Below are 18443 nucleotides of genomic sequence, written 5' to 3'. Positions count from 1 at the left end.
CGCAGGAAGAAGGCTCGTTCCAGCGATTCACCCTGCTGGCCCAGCCCACCAGCGTGCCCTACACCCCCGCGCGCACCACGCCGAAGCCCAGGACCACCGGCCCGCAGACCGCCGTGGTGGTCGGCCCACCGGGCGAGGAGATCTGGCCCGACCAGTACGGGCGCGTCAAAGTGCAGTTCCACTGGGACCGGGTGGGTGCCATGAACGAGAACTCCAGTTGCTGGGTGCGGGTCTCCAGCAGCTGGGCCGGCTCCGGCTTCGGGGCCCTGTTCATCCCGCGCATCAACATGGAAGTCGTGGTCGACTTCCTCAATGGCGACCCGGACTACCCCCTCATCACCGGCTGCGTCTACAACGCCGACAACATGCCGCCGTGGGCGCTGCCGGGCAACGCCACGCAGTCCGGCATCAAGACCAAGTCGAGCAAGGGCGGGGCCTTCGGCGACGGATTGAAGAATGGGGCGGGCGATGCCAACGCCATCCGCTTTGAGGACAAGGCCGGGGCAGAGCAACTGTGGCTGCATGCGCAAAAGGACCAGCTCACCGAAGTGGAGAACGACGAGGACAAGTGGGTCGGCAACGACCGGCGCAAGACCGTCGACCGGGACGAGACCAACGTCATCCACCGCGACCGCACCGAGACCGTGGACCGCAACGAAAAGATCACCGTGCACGGCTGGCGCACCGAGGAAGTCGATGGCGACGAGACCATCACCATCCATTCCAACCGCACCGAGCGCGTGGACCACGACGAAAAGATCAGTATCGGCGACAACCGAAGCGAAGACGTCGGCATCGACGAGACGGTGAGCATTGGCAAGAACCGCAGCAAGACCATCGGCAAGAACGAGAAAGACCAGATCGGCAGCAACTGGACCATCCAGGTCGGGAAGATGAAAACCGAGACCGTGGGCATGGTGGCGCTGCAGAACGTTGGCATGGCCAAGATGATGAACATCGGCATGGCCTACAGCGTGAACGTCGGCATGGTGCGCAACGACCTGGTGGGCATGCACTGGAGCCGCAGCGTGGGCAAGGACGACAGCGTGAGCGTGGGCGGGGACCGCAGCGCGCAGGTGACGGGCGGCGACAGCCTGCAGGTGGGCAAGGCGCTGGCCGTGAAGGCGCAGCAGATCACGCTGGAGGCGGACCAGGAGATCACCCTGCGCTGCGGGGCGAGCACCGTGCGGCTCACGCCGGCGCTGATCGAAGTGCTGTCCAGCCTGGACAAGCTCAACTGCTGAGGCGGGCCGGCGGGGGCTGCCCTGCATGGCCTTCGCGCGCTGGCGCGGCCCCAAACCCGATGCGATGGCCAGAGCCCCGAGGCGATTGGCGCAAAGACCTTACCTCTCCCCCTTGCCTGAACCCGGCAAACGATCCCAAGAAAGAGCGACAGCATGAGTGGCAAACCAGCGGCACGGCAAAGCGACATGACCCAAAAGGGCGGGCCGATCGTTCAGGGCTCGGCCACCGTGCTGATCGGCTCGGCGGGGGGCGTGGCGTGCTCCGTGTGCCCGGGTGGCATGGCGGTGGGCAGTCCCGTCAACCCGGCGCTGGGGGCCAAGGTGCTGATGGGCGGGGACGAGCTGGACTTCAGCCTGCCCGGGCCGATGCCGCTCGTGTGGCAGCGCCAGTACAGCAGCTACGTGAACGAAGAACATGGGGCGGCCTGCGGGCTGCTGGGCTACGGCTGGAAGCTGCCCATGGAGATCGCCGTGCGGCTGGAGGCAGGGCGCACCGTGCTGCTGGACACCGGGGGGCGGGCCATCACCTTCGGCGAGCCGCTGGCGCCCGGCGAAGCGCTGTACAGCGCCAGCGAAGACCTGTGGCTGATGCGAGGTGGCGGTGCAGGCAGCGCGTTGCCTGCCGGCGCGCTCCCCTCACGCATCCCTAGCGAACTGCAGCCCTGGGCCTGGCAGCCGCGCTGGGCCCACGTGCCCCAAGAGGCCCGGGCCGACGCGCGGTGCGTGATCGCCGCCTCGGGCAACGGTGGCGCCGTGTGGCTGCTGTGGCCGGGGGAGGGCGGGTGCCACCGCGTGGGCCGGGTGCTGGACCGCTTCGGGCGCAGCCAGCACTACGGATACGACGAGCACGGGCGGCTGGCCGGCATCACCGACGGCAGCGGGCGGCGCTATGCGCTGCACTACAACCGGGAGCGGGAGGGTGCCGCGGCCCCAACCACCGCCACCGCCCACCCGCTGCTCGGCCCGGACAGCGGCGAGCGCCTGACCGGCGTGGACTGCGTGCACAACCCGCTGGATGCGGCCTGCACCGGCCCGGGCTACCGGGTGCCGCTGGTGCGCTACCGCTACGACAGCGCGGGCGACCTGGTGGAGGTGCTGGGGCGGGACGGCCAGCGCACGCGCGAGTTCGGCTACGACCGGGTGCACCGCATGGTGCGCCACCGGGTGCGCAGCGGACCGCTGCACACCTACGTCTATGAAGACCAGGGCGTGGCCATGCCCCGGCCCGGCGCCCGCGTGGTGGAGCAGCACAACGAGCAGGGACTGTCGTACCTCTTCGAATACCGCGACCCCCCCGCCATCCCTCCCGCCACCCCGGCTGCGATCGGCCAGTCCGAGACGGACCCCGACACCCCAGTCCCCGACACCCTGCAACCCGTGCCGCAGCCCATGCTGCAGCCCGTGCCGGTGAGCGAAGTGCGCGTGCGCGACAGCCTGAACCGGCTCACCCGCTACCACTTCGAAGGCGCGGGCGGAGACAAGCGCCTGGTGCGCCTCGTGCTGCCCGATGGCGCCGAGCAGCGCGACCGCTACGACAGCGCGGGCCGGCGCGTGGCGCACACCGATCCGCTGGGGCGCACCACCTGGTGGCGCTACGACGGCGCCGGGCGGCTGCTGGGCACGCAGCACCCCGACGGGCGCAGCACCCGCTATCGCTGGGGCGAGGCAGGCTCGGCGCAGGACGGCCTGCTGCTGCAGAGCGTGGGCCTGGGGGCGCTGCCAACCCACATGGACTACGACGCCTGGGGCCGGCTGCGGCAGGTGACCGTGGGCGATCCCCAGGGCCTGGACGCCCCGGCCCTTGCCACCCGCTTCGAATACGCCCCCCTGACCGCCGAGGGCGCCATCGACCCCGCCACGCAGCCCTGGTGCGACCAGCCCGTGGCCGTCATCGACGCGCAGGGCGGGCGCAAGGAACTGGCCTACAACGGCTGCGGGCAACTCACGCGCCACACCGACTGCTCGGGCCGGGTGCATGCCTGGCACTACGGCGCCTTTGGCGAAGTGCGCGAGAGCATCGATGCCCTGAACCAGCGCACGCGCTACCAGTACGACGGCGCGGGCCGGCCCACCCGCGTCATGGCGCCCGACGGCTCGCAGGTGCAATACCGCTGGGGCCCGAACGGCCAATTGCAGGCGGCCACGCACAGTGCGCAGCCCGTGGGGGAGGGGGATGCCGCGGGCCACAGCGCCCTGCCCAGCACCTCCGTCACCTACGGGCACGACCTGTGGGGCCGCGTCGTCGCGCAAACCCAGGCCGGCCAGGGATTCGCGCTGCGCTACGACGTAGCGGGCCGTCTGGTGGAGCTCATCAACGAGAACCAGGCCGTCACCCGCTTCGTGCACGACGTGCAGGACCGGCTGGTGCAAGAGGTGGGATTCGACGGGCGCGTGCAGGTCTATGGCTACGACGCGGCCGGCCAGCTCGTGCACAAGAGCGATGGGCACGGGCAGGGCCACCACCCGGGCGTGCAGGGAATGGTTGGGCAAGGAATGGCCGGGCAGGGGGCGGCCGCCCAAGGGCTGGGCGCCACCGTGAGGAGCCGCAACCACCACGATGAGGGCGGGCGCATCGTGGCCCGCGTGCTGGTGCGCTCCCCGGGCCTGCCAAGCGCGCAGGCCAACGACACCAGCGCCCATGACCGCGGCGAGAGCCTGCAGATCCAGGCCTACGAGTACGACGACCGCGGCGCCCTCACCGTGGCCCGCACGTGGAGCGCGCACCTGCCCTGGGCGGCCATGCCGGGCAGCGCCCACCTCCAGACCCACCCTCAGACCCTGGGCGAGCAATGGCTGGACGTGCCCGCCCCGCTGCTGCAAGCCCTGCTGGCCCTGGGCGCAACCTCTGCCGCACAGCCCGATCCGGCCCTGGCCGAAGCCGCGCAGCGCCTGCAGGCCGAGCGCCTCATCGCCGACACGCGCGTGGCCCTGGAGCGCGATGCCTTCGGGCGGTCCACGGGCGAGGCGCAGACCCTGTACCGGCAGGCGCATGCCGCGCCCCTGCTGGGCGGCGAACCAGAGCCCGAGTTCGAACACCGCATCGCGCACCGCCTGGGGGCGCTGGGGCAGCGGCTGGGCAGCCAGCTGCAGGGCCTGGGCGAGCTGGACTGGCTGGCCTACGGCTCGGGCCACGTGCACGGGCTGCTGCTGGACAAGACCCCGGTGCTGGCCATCGAACGCGATGCGCTGCACCGGGAGGTCGCGCGCAGCCTGCAACTGGAGGGCGGCGCGCAACGGGTCCATGCCGCAGTCACCCAGACCCGGCGCCTGGACCCCATGGGCCGGCTGCTGCAGCAAGACTGGCAAGGGCTGCCCTCGGCAGGATTGGCGCAGGCACCGGGCCCGCTCGCCGCCCTGTCCGTGCGCCGCTACACCTACGACGCGCTGGGCCAACTGGTGGGCGTGCAGACCCCGTTGGATGCCACGCGCTACCACTACGACGTGCACCAGCGCCTGATCGGCGTGGCGCATGCGGCCGCCGACGCCGTGCAGCAGCGGCGCTGGCGGCTCGATCCGGCGGGCAACCGGCTGCCGGACCCCTCGGGCCAGGAGGCAACCCCGGGTGCGGACCGCCAGGACTGGGCGAGCCAGGTGCAGCAGAACCTGCACGACCCGGGCTTCGATCTGCTGCAGCCGCAGGGCGGTGCGCCAGGCCGCGCGGGCGGTCCGGTGCAGCAGTGGCCGGGCAACCGCATCGGCTGGAGCAGCGCAGCGGAAGGGGGCACCCTCCATTACCGCTACGACGCCTTCGGCAACCGGGTGCAGGCGCAGCACGCCGACGGGCGCACGCTGCGGCTGGAGTACGACGCGCTGCACCAGTTGACGGCGGTGTCCGAGCAGGCGCCGGGCGAGCCGGGCTGGACGCCGGTGGCGCGCTACCGCTACGACGCGTTCGGGCGGCGTCTGGGCAAGGCCGTGGTTCGCGAAGGACATCGGGAGAGCACCCACTACGGCTGGGACGGTGACCGGCTGGTGCACACGCAGGATGGGCAAGGCATCCGGCACACGGTGTACGAGCCGGCCAGCTTCGTGCCGCTGCTGCAGCTGCAGCGCAGGCAGGGGGCCAAGGATGCGGTGCAGATGCTGATGGGCCTGGGTGCAGAGCCGGGCGAAGACACCACGGATGCGGCGGACAGCTTCGCGGCCATGCCGCGGGCGCAGCGGGAGATGGTGCAGGCGGCGTTGAACACCGTGCTGGACCCTGCCAGCGGCGCGCAGGCAATGGCCCTGGTGCAAAAACACATGCCGCAGGATCTGGCCCAGGCCATGGCGGGCAGCTTGAGTCAATTGCAGGCCGAGCGACAGGCCCAGGCAGCGGGCAACCCGCTCACCATCCGGCACTACCTGTGCGACCACCTGGGCACGCCGATCGGGCTGGTGGATGGCAACGGAGAGAAGGCCGGCGAGATCACCTGGGCGGCCAGCTACGGTGCCTGGGGAGACGTGCAGGAGGAATACAACCCGCACTGGATCGAGCAGAGCATCCGGTTGCAGGGGCAGCAGATCGATGCCGAGACCGGGCTGCATTACAACCGGTTCCGGTACTACGACCCTCACCTGGGGCAGTACATCACGCAGGATCCCATTGGGCTAGATGGGGGAGTTAATAAATATATTTACCCCCTTAATCCAATAATTTATGTAGATCCTCTGGGTTTGACAGAGACGACCACTCCTGAACTGGCCAATCAAGATGGACGTGCCAGCGGAGTCAATAAAGTAATAGGAATAAAAAAGGTGGGGAGAAAATAAATAATGGTGCTAAAAAAATGGAAGGCGCTAACAAAAAAGATATGGATGTTTATGATTGCATCATGAGTGGTCCTGCTTGCAGTAAGAGTTCTGCTGAGATGGAAGATATGAGAGAATCAGCAAGGAAAGAAAGAATTCAAGGTATGAAAGATATCGGGCAAGGTTCGGTTGATGTCTATAAGTCAACGCCAGGAACATTGGGGAATGGCATTCCTGGTGGGAGAATTCCAAAACCATGAAAAAATTATTTATTTCATTTTTTACGGCAGTTTCTGTTGTGGCGTTTGCACAAGCTGATGCCCCTACGAGAAATTCAATTGTAAAAATTAACGGCCATGAATTTATTCTGCCTACGGGATGTGTTCAGATTGATGGCAAACGTTATCGGTTTAGATGTTTGCTCTCGACGGGAGAGGACGTTGCATTGGGTGTGGATGAAGGGCCAAATTTCGAAAAAATAATAAAATCTCCAAATGATAAGGAGGGGGTTTTAGATAGGATTGTGCAGGAAACGTCCTATGGATATTATGTGAAATACCTTTCTAGAAAGAATGGGAGTCAATATAATTTTATATATTTAAAAGATAAAGAAATTACTGTTTTTGGTGGGGATGTGGCATTGGTCTACTATTTTTCTATGCTTATTAATAATGTCAAAATTGATAATTAAAAATGGCGTGATCAAGTGTGGAAATGGGCTTGCCATACTTTAAAAAAGAAACCTACTCAGAGAGCGCAGCACATCGGTCGTTAGCTAGGATGCATACGGCACTGCCTGTGCGACTATCTGTGCACGCCGATCGGATGGGTGGATGGCAATGGCGAGAAGGCCGGCGAGATTACCTGGGCAGCCAGCTACGGTGCCTGGGGAGACATGCAGGAGGAATACAACCCGCAACGGATCGAGCAGAGCATCCGGCTGCAGGGCCAGCAGATCGATGCCGAGACCGGGCTGCATTACAACCGCTTCAGGTACTACGACCCACACCTGGGGCAGTACATCACTCATGATCCCATCGGCCTAAATGGGGACAGAAATTTATATCTCTATACAAATCAACCCATCACCATGATTGACCCGCTAGGATTGGAGGCCAACCTTCTGGAAACTTTGCGAATGGCTATCTTGTATCGCGTTCCAACTATCCTGGAGATTCAATAGGCATAGATGTAAGGCAGGCCATTCAAAAGCCGGAAGGAATGACGGATTGTGAGTTTCTCAAGAAGCTTAAGAAGGCGTCGGAAGAATACTGTAATTGCCTTCCGTATTCCAAGCCTAATGTCTCTCTGATTCCTGGAACGCAGGATGGGCAAATGGATCCCGGTACATACAATAGCAACTCATATGTGTCTGGTGTCATACAGAGAGCTGGAGCAGTTCCTCCAACGCTGAACACTGGGGGCAATTGGCAGGCACCTGGATACGGCAATCCTTTGCCTATCAGCAATATTGTTGCCCCTGTTGGAACAGTCGAGGTCAAATGATGAGAGAGTGATTTTTGGATGCGGCGATAGGATCGTTGAAGTTGCTTTTTTATCTTTGCGCCATTATTTTCTTGTCGGTGTTTTCAATGTATTTCATTGATTACAATACGAATTGGCTTGAGGCCTTGCCAAAGAGGGAGTATTTGGTTTTGGCGGTCGCAACACCTTTTTGCTTGCTTGCAATAACGAGGTTTAAGCTTTCGTCAATTTTTGTGGCTGCTGTGTTCTTGGTTCCAAGTTTTTATGTAATATATTTTATTGTGGCCTGTTCGATTTTTAAAGACTGTGTTTAAAATCGCTGCTTAAACGCCCCTGGCTTATCATCCTGTTTTCTACTCTTTTGCGAAAGACGTTTAGGCAAGACCGCACCTCGCGGGTTGTTCTCGGCTGCAGATTCTGGCCCTCCGTTTGAGGCTGATGGGGGTCGGGTGTAGCCGGGGCGAATGTCCCGGGGCATGCGGCGGCGGCCAAAGCCGCGTTGCAACGGTGCTATCCCGCCACAGGTCGTGTGCGGTAGAACTGCATCGGCACCGCCTGCATGTCGCGCGCGTGCTGGTTGAGAACCGACTTCTTCATCTTCCCCACGACGTGCATCTCGCACGGCTTGCAGTCAAAGCGCAGGGTGAGCTTTTCCTTGCCGTTGATGAGCTGCAGCGGCTCGGCCTTGATGGTGCCCTTCACGCCGATCACGCCCTTGGCCTGCTTGGGGCACAGGCTCATGGAAAAGCGCACGCAGTGCTTGGTGATCATCAGGCTGACTTCGCCTTCCTCTTCCTTCGACTCGTAGGCCGCATCGATCACCTTCACGCCGTGCTTCACGTAGAAGTCGTGCGCCTTCTGGTTGAACACGTTGGCCAGATAGGTGAGCGTGTCTTCGGGGAAGGGCGCGGGGGGCTGGACGGGCTCGGCGCGGGGCAGGCGCACCAGGCCCGCGGCGCGCGCGGATTCGAGCGCGGCCACCGCGTCGCGGCGCAGCGGGTTCAACGCCGAGGCCGGCACGAACCAGGGCTGCGACAGGCTCAGGGCGATGTCGTGCACGGAGAACACCGTGGCGCCGAAGCGGCCGAGTTGCTCGCGCAGCGTGGCCTCGGCCTGGGCCCCGTCGGTGGCACGCTGGTGCGGGTGCACGATCGCCGCGCTGCCGACGAAGCCGTCCTCGTCGGTCAGCTTGAGGTCGAAGCCGTCGGGCGTTTCGGACATCTGTGCCCACAGGCCGATGCGCCGGTCGCTCGACTTCTTGTCGAGCGTACGCACCCAGTCCATATCGCGGTTGCGGTTGATCTCCAGCCCCTTTCGCAGGTCCTTGAAGCCGGCGATGGGGTCCTTGGGGAACACGCGCCACAGGCCTTTCCGGGCGTTGACGGCCTCGGCGCGGTTGATCTGCAGGCCCACCAGTTCCTTTTGCAGGTCGTAGTAGCACAGGCCGTCGCCGTTGTGCAGCACGTTGTCCGGGCTGGACAGTTCGAGCTCGGCGAAGTTCTCGCCCACCTTGGTGACCCACCCGATGGAGCGGCCCGGCGTCTTGGGCGTGTCGAATGCGCCGATGTCGTCCTGGCGTCCGTTGACGAAGTAGTCGGTGAACTCGCGGTTGAAGTTCTGGTCGGGGTCGGGCGTGAAGGTGAACGTGGTGCGCCCGGACGACGAGCGCGCCAGCGGCTCGGCCGAGAACTCGCGCTCTTCGATGATCTCGTCGAGCAGCTTGCGGTAGTGCGCCGTGATGTTCTTCACGTAGCCCATGTCCTTGTAGCGGCCCTCGATCTTGAAGCTGCGCACGCCCGCATCGATGAGCGCCCGCAGGTTGTCGCTCTGGTTGTTGTCCTTCATCGACAGCACGTGCTTTTCGTGGGCGATGATGCGTCCGCTGCCGTCCAGCACCTCGTACGGCAGGCGGCAGGCCTGGTTGCAGTCGCCCCGGTTGGCGCTGCGGCCGGTGTGTGCGTGGGTGATGTAGCACTGGCCGGAATAGGCCACGCACAGCGCGCCGTGCACGAAGAATTCGATGGTGGTGCGCGCCGGGGCGGTGGCGGCGCGCACGGCGGCGATCTCCTGCAGGTCCAGCTCGCGCGCGATCACGATCTGCGACAGGCCCGCGTCCTGCAGGAAGCGCGCTTTCTCGGGCGTGCGGATGTCGGTCTGGGTGCTGGCGTGCAGCTGGATGGGCGGCAGGTCCAGTTCCAGCAGGCCCATGTCCTGGATGATGAGCGCGTCGGCCCCGGCGTTGTACACCTGCCAGGCCATCTGCCGTGCGCCTTCCAGCTCGTCGTCCCGCAAGATGGTGTTCAGCGTGACGAAGATGCGGCTGTGAAAGCGGTGCGCGTGGCGCACCAGGCGCTCCAGGTCGCGCAGATCGTTGCCCGCGCCGGCCCGGGCGCCGAAGGCCGGGCCGCCGATGTACACGGCGTCGGCGCCATGGTTGACGGCCTCGATGCCGATGTCGGCGTCGCGCGCCGGGGAAAGCAGTTCGATCTGGTGGGGCAGCAGGGACATGGGGCGCGATTATCCCAGCGGGCGCTGCCGATGCCTACCCGGGCCGGCATTAGCGGCGCGAATGCCCCGCAATCTGCACTGAATTGGTGCGATTTATCCCGGAACCGGTGCGTGGCGCGGCTAGCATACGCACGCCTTGCCGCCGGCCCCGGCGGCTTTCCAACGACAAGGATGGAGACTTTGAGAGTGCTGAACGCTTCCCGACTGAGTTTTTCCCTGCGGTCCACCGCGCTGGCCTGTGCGGCCCTGGTGGCTTGCGGCGCCGTCATGGCCCAGGACGTGCAGACCGTCAAGATCGGCCACGCCGGCCCCCTGTCGGGCGGCATCGCCCACATCGGCAAGGACACCGAAAACGGCGTGCGCTTGGCGCTGGACGACCTGAACACGCAGAACCTGGTGATCGGCGGCAAGAAGATCCGCTTCGAGCTGGCCGCCGAAGACGACGCCGGCGACCCGCGCCAGGCCACGGGCGTGGCGCAGAAGCTGTGCGACCTGAAGGTGGCTGGCGTGGTCGGCCACCTGCAGTCGGGCACGTCGATTCCGGCCTCGTCCATCTATGACAAGTGCGGCCTGCCCCACATCACGGCCGCGGCCACCAACCCCGACCTCACCAAGCCCGGCTACAAGACGACCTTCCGCCTGATCGCCAACGACAGCGCGCTGGGCGCGGCGCTGGCCCTCTACGCGGCGGACCACCTCAAGCTCAAGACCGTGGCGATCATCGACGACCGCACGGCCTACGGCCAGGGCGTGGCGGCGGTGTTCAAGGCCACGGCGCTGCAAAAGGGCCTGACGGTGGTGTCCGAGGAGTTCACCAACGACAAGGCCACGGACTTCATGGCCATCCTCACCGCCATCAAGTCCAAGAAGCCTGACGGCATCTTCTACGGCGGCCTCGATGCCCAGGCCGGCCCCATGCTGCGCCAGATGGAGCAGCTGGGCCTGGGCTCGGTGAAGTATTTCGGCGGCGACGCGCTGTGCACCGAGAAGCTGCCCGACCTGTCGTCCAAGGCGGCCGTGCTCAAGAACGTGACCTGCGCCACGGGCGGGGCCTCGGTCACCAAGATGCAGGGCGGCGCCGAATGGAAGAAGCGCTACGACGCCAAGTTCCCCGGCCAGTTCCAGATCTACAGCCCGTACGCCTACGACGCGGCCATGGTGCTGGTGGACGCGATGAAGCGCGCCGACTCGGTAGACCCCAAGGTCTACGCGCCATTCCTGTCCAAGACCCAGTACAAGGGCGTGACGGCGAACATCGCGTTCACGGCGAAGGGCGAGCTGACGGCGCCGGCCGTGACGCTATACCACTACCCGGCGAATGCCCGGGTGGCGCTGAACTGATCCTGCACCCCGAGCGCGCCCGCCAGCGCGCTGTTCTTCGTTACAGTGGCGGCTCTGTCCGGCGGCGCCGCCAATGCCACTCCCCGTGCGATTTCGATCCCGTGACCCCGTGAATGGGGCGCAGGGTGGAGTCGGCGCGCGGCAGGGCATCGGGCCGCCGCCGGTCGCGCAACACACGGAGAACTGACCATGCGCATGGGATTCGGACTCGTGGGCCTGCTCGTGGCCCTGGCGATCGTCGCCGTCCTCGTGAAAAAGCAGATGGGCGCCACGCGCGCTTCCGTGCCCGTCATCGCGGTGCCGGGCGCCCAGCCGCCGGCCAGCGGGGCCTCGGCCGCCACCGTGCGCGAGCAGAGCCAGCAGGTGCAGCAACAGGTCAAGCAGCAGATGGAGGCGCTCATGCAGCAGGCCCGCCCCGTGCCGGAAGACGAATCCAAGTGAAATCGGGCCCATGCCGGTGTTTTCCATGCCCTGATAGCTATAAAAATAATAGCAAATGATGGATTCGGCCGATGATGAAGATGCGCGCTGGATGCGCCACGCCCTGGCCGAGGCGCGTGCTGCGGCCGAGGCGGGCGAGGTGCCGGTGGGCGCGGTGGTGGTGCGCAACGGCGAAGTCATTGCCACGGGCCGCAACGCCCCCATCGCCGGCCACGATCCCACCGCGCACGCCGAGATCGCCGCGTTGCGGGCGGCGGCGGCGCGCCTGGGCAACTACCGGCTGGACGGCTGCACCCTCTACGTCACGCTGGAGCCTTGCGCCATGTGCAGCGGCGCCATGCTGCACGCCCGCCTGCCGCGCGTGGTGTACGGGGCGCAGGACGCCAAGACCGGCGCGGCCGGCTCGGTCGTCGATCTGTTCGCCGAGCCGCGGCTGAACCACCACACCCAGGTGCGGCGCGGCGTGCTGGCCCCGGAGTGCGGCGAGTTGCTCAGCGGTTTTTTCCGCGAGCGGCGCAGCCAGCAGCGTGCCCGGGCGCTGTCGGCCCACCCGCTGCGCGATGACGCGCTGCGCACGCCGGACGCCGCCTTCGCCAGCCTGCCCGATTACCCCTGGGCGCCGCACTACCTGAGCGACCTGCCCGCGCTCGCCGGCCTGCGCCTGCACTACCTGGACGAGGGCCCGCGCGATGCCGCCCGCACCTGGCTGTGCCTGCACGGCCTGCCCACCTGGAGCTACCTGTACCGCCACATGCTGCCGGTGTTCGCCGCCGCGGGCGACCGGGTGGTGGTGCCCGACCTCATTGGCTTCGGCCGCAGCGACAAGCCCAAGAAAGAGGCCGCCCACCGCTTCGAATGGCACCGGCAGGTGCTGATCGAATGGATCGAACGGCTGGACCTGCGCCACGCCGTGCTGGTGGTGCAGGGCTGGGGCGGGGCGCTGGGCCTGACGCTGCCCATGGCCCTGCCCGGGCGGTTCGACGGCGTGCTGGCCATGAACACCTGGCTCACCGGCGCCGATGCGCCGGTGCCCTCCCGCCTGCAGGCATGGCAGGCCGAATGCGCCCGGGCCGGCCGCAGCGCGGGCGCGGGCGCGGGCCTCCTGGTGGCGCAGGCCGGCAGCCCGCTGACTCCCGAGGCGCAGGCGGCCTACGATGCGCCGTTTCCCGATGTGGGTTTTCGCGCTGCGCTGCGGGCGGTGCCGCAGGCCGTGCCGGAGGAACCCGAGGGCGCCGCCATGGCCCTGGCGGCCCGCCGCTTCTGGCAGGGCGAATGGACAGGCCGCAGCCTGCTGGTGGCCGGTGCGCCGGACGCCGCGCTGGGCCCTGCGGCCATGCAATCCCTGCAGGCCCTGGTGCGCGGCAGCCCGCCGCCGCTGGCAGTGCCCGGTGCGGGGCATTTCGTGCCGGAGCAGGGCGCCGAAATCGCCGCGCGGGCTGTGGAATACTTCCGACCCTAGCGCGCCGGCCGCACCGGCGCACACACCGCATCCACCGGAGCAGGCCCGCGCGGCCTGAATGCCTTGTCCCTTGCATCCCATGACGACCACGCCCATTGCGGCCACGACCACGGCCCCCGGCACATCTACATCTACTCGCCCTCCGGCGCGGTGCGCGACAAGGCGGCGTTCAAGCGCGGCATCGCCCGCCTGAAGGCCCTGGGGCACGAGGTCGAGGTGGATGCCGATGCCCTGGCCACGCACACGCGCTTTGCGGGCGACGACGCCACCCGGCTGGCGGCCATCCACCGCGCGGCGGCCAGCGGCGCCGACCTGGCGCTGATCTCGCGCGGCGGCTATGGCATCACCCGCATCCTGCCGGGCATCCGCTACAAGGCGGTGGCCAAGGCGGTTGCGGGGGGCACGCGCTTCGTCGGCGTGAGCGACTTCACGGCGTTCCAGAACGCACTGCTGGCCAAGACCGGCGCCATCACCTGGGCCGGCCCCTCGCTGTGCGGAGACCTGGGCCCGGAAGGCGAGCCCGACGACATCATGCTGGCCTGCCTGGACGACCTGCTCACCGGCCACGGCGAGGGCAGCGGCTGGCGCATGAACGCCGAAAAGCCCAACGCCGCCGGCCAGCCCGCGGTGCGCGACGTCTACCTGAAAAGCGCGCAGCTGTGGGGCGGCAATCTGGCCGTGCTGGCCGGGCTGGTGGGCACGCCCTACCTGCCGGCGGTGCGCGGCGGCATCCTCTTCATCGAGGACGTGAACGAGCATCCCTACCGCGTGGAGCGCCTGCTCACGCAATTGCTGCATGCGGGCGTGCTGGCGCAGCAAAAGGCCGTGATCCTGGGCCAGTTCACCGGCTACAAGCTCGCACCGCACGACAAGGGATTCAAGCTGCAGAGCGTGGTGGACTGGCTGCGCACGCAGATCAAGGCGCCGGTGCTGACCAACCTGCCTTACGGCCATGTCGCCACCAAGGTGCTGCTGCCCGTGGGCGCCACGGTGTCGCTGTCGGTCGAAGGGCGCGATGCGCTGCTGTACTGGGGCCACACCCACTGAGGGAGGCTGGGGTGCTTCCATGGCCCGCTGCAGGCTGCCCAGGCCGGCCCCATAATTTGCATTCCGTTTCCATTCTTTCCTCTCCGTGCCTCGTCTGTTCGCGTGTGCGCACGCATTCCTGATCGCTGAAAACCCTGGCGCCACCGCGCGGCCAGGCGCTGACCAGAGGGCCGCGCCATGACGGGCGGCGCGGTGCACACCGTCGTGTTCGCCGACATCGCGGGCAGCACCGCCCTGTTCGAGGCTGTGGGCAACGCACGCGCGACCGCCGCCGTGACCCAGCTGACCGACTGGATCGGCGAGACCGTCACCACCCATGGCGGCCGCGTGGTCAAGACGCTGGGAGACGGCGTGCTCGGCGTGTTCGAGGATGGCGCGGCCGGCGTGGCCGCCATGGCCGCGATGATGCGCAGCCACCACCACCGCATGCACGCCTGGCCGCGCGAACTGCGCCTCGACCTGCGGGCAGGCCTGGCCAGCGGCGAGATCGTGCAGGTGGACGGCGACTGCTACGGCGACGCGGTCAACGTGGCCGCCCGGTTGTCCGAGCGTGCCGGCCCGCGCGAGATATGGGCCACCGAAAGCACCGTGGAGCAGGCGGGGTCGGTGGACGGCACCTGGTTCGTGCGCCTGGGCGCCATGGACCTGCGCGGTCGGTCCGAGCCCATCGTCATGTACCAGGTCGAATGGCGCGATGGCGAGGAGGGCGATTCGGTCACCATGCAGGCGGCGCTGCCCAGCACGGTGATGCCGCTCGATTCCGGCAGCGCCTGCCTGGAGTTGTCCTGGGGCGGCGCGCACCGCGCCTTCCTGTCCACCCAGACGCCCGTGCACCTGGGCCGTGCCACGCAGGCCCAGGTGCATGTGGGCGACCCCCGCGTCTCGCGCCTGCATGCCCGCATCGACTGGCGCAACGGCACCTTCGTGCTCACCGACCTCAGCAGTTTCGGCACCTGGGTGCACTTCGGGGGCGGCAGCACCGTCGTCAACCTGCGCCGTGACGCCTGCCTGCTGCATGGCACCGGGGTGATTGCGCTCGGGGTGCCGCTGGGCAAGGCGGCCGGCGGGCCGACGGTGGGCTTTCGCGTGTCGGGCGGCACGGTGCTGCCGCACTGACGCGGCAGAACCGGGATCTTTTCATCCGCCTGCCCGAGGGCAGGTCCGTACCAAAACCAAAGCGAGTTGCCCCATGCACCATGCACCGTTGATCGAACTCACCCGTGGCGGCATTCCCGAAAGCCTGCATGCCGGCTCGGTGGCGGTGGTGGACCGGCAGGGCCGGCTGCTCGCGCAGGTGGGCGACCCGGGGGCCCGGGTGTTCACCCGCTCCACCATCAAGGCCTTCCAGGCCCTGCCGCTGCTGCAGTCCGGCGGGGTGCAGGCCCTCGCCTGGGGCGAACGCGAACTGGCCCTGCTGTGCGCCAGCCACAACGGCGAGGCGCAGCACGTGCAGGTGGTGCAGGGCATGCTCGACAGCGTGGGCCAGGCCCACACCGTACTGCGCTGCGGCTGCCACGTGCCGCTGTTCGCAGCCCTCGGGCTGGGTACGGTCGCGCCCGGTGCCGTGCACGACGAGCGCCACCACAACTGCAGCGGCAAGCATGCGGGGTTCGTGGCGTACTGCGTGCAGCAGGGCCTCTCCTTGCCCGACTACACCGACCCCATGCACCCGCTGCAGATCCAGGTGCGCGAGCAGGTCGCCAGCGCCGTGGGGCTCGCACCCGGCGACCTGGCGATGGGCATCGATGGCTGTTCGGCGCCCAACTACGCCATGCCGTTGGCGCAACTGGCGCGGGGCTACGCCCGGCTGGCCGGCGAAGCACCGCAGGACAGTGACCTGGGCCCGCACCTGGCGGCGCTGGCCGATGCCATGGTGGCGTTTCCTGCACTGGGCTCGGGCACGGGGCGGCACGATGCCGACTTCATGCGGGCCGGCGGGGGCGACTGGGTGTCCAAGACGGGCGCCGATGGCGTGCAGGTGCTGGGCAGCCGCAGCCGGGGCGAGGCCTTCGCGCTCAAGGTCATGGACGGCAACATGACCGCGCAGATCGCCGCCGCCGTCGAGGTGCTGGACCAGCTGGGCTGGATGAATGACGCCCAGCGCGCCGCGTTGGCGCCCTGGCGCGCCGCACCGCTGCTGAGCGCACGGGGCGTGCCCGTGGGCGAGCGCCGCCCGGTGTTCCGGCTGGAGCGCGCCGCCGTTTGAGGCCAACAGGCCGCCGCCGCTTTATGGGTAAGCGCTGGCCGCTGCAAAAACAGTCGCAAAAGACCAGGTGTCCGGCAGGATGTACGCCACGCCCGCCGACTGGCCGAACACGGGCGCGATGAGCCGGTCGTAGAACGCCACGTCCACATTCACGCAGCCGTAGGAAATCCGCTTGTCCTCGGCGCTGCCGTGCACGAGCCGCTCGCGCCGGCGCTCTGCAGGGCTCACGCTGCGCAGCCGGTGCAGGGACACGGCGGCGTCGTAGTCGATCCAGACGATGTCGTCGCCGCGCAGGTTCCGCCCCGGCTCGGTGATGAAACGGCCGGCCGGGGTGGTGCGCTCCTCGGGCCGGATCTTCGACAGAGGCTTGTCACCGATGCCGGGCACCGAGGCGTCCCCGCGGGCGGAGCCCAGCAACACGGCTGCGCTGCCGCGCCAGCGCCCGTCGGCGGCAAAGACATGCAGGCGCGCGCCCAGCTTGTCGATCACGGCGAACGGCAGGCCGCCATGGTCGGCCGTGCCCTGCACCCATCGCACCAGTTGCACCGCGGTGTCGGAGGTGCCCTCGGGCGGCCAGGTCGCCCCGGTGCCGGCCTGTGCTCCGACAGCGGGCAGCAGCCCCAGGGCCGCTGCCGCGATGGCGGTCCGGCGCGAGAGGGTGGCGGTGTGGGCCGGGGTGGCGGAGGGGGCGGTCATGCGGCGATGTGGGGCGACCCGGCAGAAACGGCCCGGCAAGTACCGAAGAAGTCCCAAAAAAGTCCCAAGGGGTGGAAAGTGCCGTGCATGCTAGCGTGTGTGTGCAGAGGTGGCGGGTTTGGGCGAATAATGGCTGCTTCTGCCGAGCCTTTGCCCTGATTTTTTCACACCATGTTCGAGCGCTTTCGCAAAGCCTTCGCCTTGGGCCCACGCCCCGACGATCCTCCGCGCCCCGTGTCGCTGGAGGATACCGAGCAGTGGGCGGCCGCGCAGGGCCTGGCTTTCTCGCGCACCGCGGAGCCGGGCGGGTTCCTGATGCTGGGCCAGTACGAAGGGCGCACCTGGCGCCTGGAGTGCGGGGCGCCGCAGCGCCACTACCTGCGGGGCACGGAACTGCGCGCACGCATCGATGTGGGTGTGGAGCCCGACGTGGCGCTCATGCTGGTCTCTCGCCCGCTCAAGGAGGCGCTGGAGCGCGAAGCCTACGGTGCCTTCACCGATACGCTGCAGACCTCGTTGCCGGGAGACCTGCCCGAGGAGGTGCGCTGGCTCGCCATGTTCGAGGAGATGGCGTGGCCCGGCGTGCCGCTGCCTTTCTGGCAGCATTTCGCGGTGGTGGGCGAGGGCGGCCTGCACGCCAAGCGCTGGGTGCAGCCGTCCATGGTGTCCCATCTGCTGGAGATGCTGCTGCCAGCCCAGGGCGAGCCCGACGAAGCCGGCACGCGCGCGCCGAAAGCGCCGCCGCTGATGCTGATGGTGGCGCGCGGCAAGGTGTCGCTGCGCATCGAATACCCCGGCGACCACCTGCAGACGCTGGCCGATGCGGTGATGCTGCTGCACGAGGCGGCCCGCAGCGCCCTGCAGCACCTGCCGCAGGGCACAGCGAAGAACTAGGACCGGCTGGCACGAATTGCGCCGAGGCGGATTCGCTGCGACCGTGGATGCAGGGAGATCGCAGCGGCTCGCTGCATGCCGATCGAGTGCGGTCTTCCAACGCGGCGAGCCAAGGCTGGCCTGACGAATCTGCAATTGCTCAGCGCAACGTGACCTGCCCGTCGGCGCTGGGGTTGCAGCCCCATTCCCATTGAGCCACCCCTGCGTGATCGCAGGCGCAGGGTGCGCCTCGCGATGCGGTGGTGGCCGCCATCGCGCCGGACGAGGGCAAAACAACGCTATCCAAAAATGCCAGGCCCCGTGCAGATTGACAAAGAAACTGCTCGGGACTCGCATCGATATGGCATCTCCTGTAAAGGGTGCAGTCCTAGACTCGTTTCACCTCAACACA

General features: G+C 67.3%; 14 protein-coding genes. 12 read left to right on the top strand and 2 right to left on the bottom strand.

Annotated elements, in window-relative coordinates:
• The 5 genes from AVKW3434_RS03885 to AVKW3434_RS03865 form a co-directional block, all read left to right on the top strand.
• Nucleotides 1-1244, top strand: a 1244-nt coding sequence (locus AVKW3434_RS03885) for a type VI secretion system Vgr family protein (protein WP_284404552.1), incomplete at its 5' end; no start/stop codon positions are given.
• 153 nt (nt 1245-1397) lie between these two features.
• On the top strand, nt 1398-5996 hold the full coding sequence (locus AVKW3434_RS03880; protein WP_284404548.1) for an RHS repeat-associated core domain-containing protein: 4599 nt from the start codon (nt 1398-1400) through the stop codon (nt 5994-5996).
• A 17-nt stretch (nt 5997-6013) separates the two neighbouring features.
• Complete coding sequence (locus AVKW3434_RS03875) at nt 6014-6235, top strand: hypothetical protein (RefSeq protein WP_284404546.1); 222 nt, start codon at nt 6014-6016, stop codon at nt 6233-6235.
• Complete coding sequence (locus tag AVKW3434_RS03870) at nt 6232-6666, top strand: hypothetical protein (RefSeq protein ID WP_284404544.1); 435 nt, start codon at nt 6232-6234, stop codon at nt 6664-6666. The genes AVKW3434_RS03875 and AVKW3434_RS03870 overlap by 4 nt, the downstream gene beginning before the upstream one ends.
• A gap of 138 nt (nt 6667-6804) precedes the next feature.
• Entirely contained in the window at nt 6805-7158 is a 354-nt protein-coding gene (locus AVKW3434_RS03865) for an RHS repeat-associated core domain-containing protein (RefSeq protein WP_349816825.1), read from the top strand.
• Nucleotides 7159-7970: 812 nt separating this feature from the next.
• Here AVKW3434_RS03865 and AVKW3434_RS03860 read toward each other — a convergent pair.
• Nucleotides 7971-9968, bottom strand: coding sequence for a peptidase U32 family protein (locus tag AVKW3434_RS03860; protein WP_284404542.1), 1998 nt, complete (start codon nt 9966-9968; stop codon nt 7971-7973).
• Between the two features lie 171 nt (nt 9969-10139).
• Here AVKW3434_RS03860 and AVKW3434_RS03855 point away from each other — a divergent pair, with 171 nt between their 5' ends.
• The 6 genes from AVKW3434_RS03855 (at nt 10140) to AVKW3434_RS03830 (ending at nt 16462) form a co-directional block, all read left to right on the top strand.
• Nucleotides 10140-11309: a branched-chain amino acid ABC transporter substrate-binding protein gene (locus AVKW3434_RS03855; RefSeq protein WP_502869025.1), complete on the top strand. Its 1170-nt coding sequence runs from the start codon at nt 10140-10142 to the stop codon at nt 11307-11309.
• Between the two features lie 189 nt (nt 11310-11498).
• Complete coding sequence (locus AVKW3434_RS03850) at nt 11499-11750, top strand: hypothetical protein (protein ID WP_284404540.1); 252 nt, start codon at nt 11499-11501, stop codon at nt 11748-11750.
• Nucleotides 11751-11808: 58 nt separating this feature from the next.
• Complete coding sequence (tadA, locus tag AVKW3434_RS03845; RefSeq protein ID WP_284404627.1) at nt 11809-13209, top strand: tRNA adenosine(34) deaminase TadA; 1401 nt, start codon at nt 11809-11811, stop codon at nt 13207-13209.
• 63 nt (nt 13210-13272) lie between these two features.
• Nucleotides 13273-14256, top strand: a complete 984-nt coding sequence (locus AVKW3434_RS03840) for an LD-carboxypeptidase (RefSeq protein WP_284404537.1) — start codon at nt 13273-13275, stop codon at nt 14254-14256.
• A gap of 177 nt (nt 14257-14433) precedes the next feature.
• Nucleotides 14434-15372, top strand: coding sequence for an adenylate/guanylate cyclase domain-containing protein (locus tag AVKW3434_RS03835; RefSeq protein WP_284404535.1), 939 nt, complete (start codon nt 14434-14436; stop codon nt 15370-15372).
• Nucleotides 15373-15445: 73 nt separating this feature from the next.
• On the top strand, nt 15446-16462 hold the full coding sequence (locus AVKW3434_RS03830; RefSeq protein WP_284404532.1) for an asparaginase: 1017 nt from the start codon (nt 15446-15448) through the stop codon (nt 16460-16462).
• A 21-nt stretch (nt 16463-16483) separates the two neighbouring features.
• Here the strand turns inward: AVKW3434_RS03830 and AVKW3434_RS03825 are convergent, their stop codons facing one another.
• Nucleotides 16484-17158, bottom strand: coding sequence for a hypothetical protein (locus tag AVKW3434_RS03825; protein WP_284404530.1), 675 nt, complete (start codon nt 17156-17158; stop codon nt 16484-16486).
• A gap of 171 nt (nt 17159-17329) precedes the next feature.
• Between AVKW3434_RS03825 and AVKW3434_RS03820 the strand changes: the two genes are divergently transcribed.
• Complete coding sequence (locus tag AVKW3434_RS03820) at nt 17330-18052, top strand: hypothetical protein (RefSeq protein ID WP_284404528.1); 723 nt, start codon at nt 17330-17332, stop codon at nt 18050-18052.
• Nucleotides 18053-18443 lie beyond the last annotated feature (391 nt).

The organism is Acidovorax sp. SUPP3434, assembly GCF_030159015.1.
In the GTDB taxonomy this organism is placed as follows: Bacteria; Pseudomonadota; Gammaproteobacteria; order Burkholderiales; family Burkholderiaceae_C; genus Paracidovorax.
This window is presented reverse-complemented; position numbering and strand designations above follow the sequence as displayed.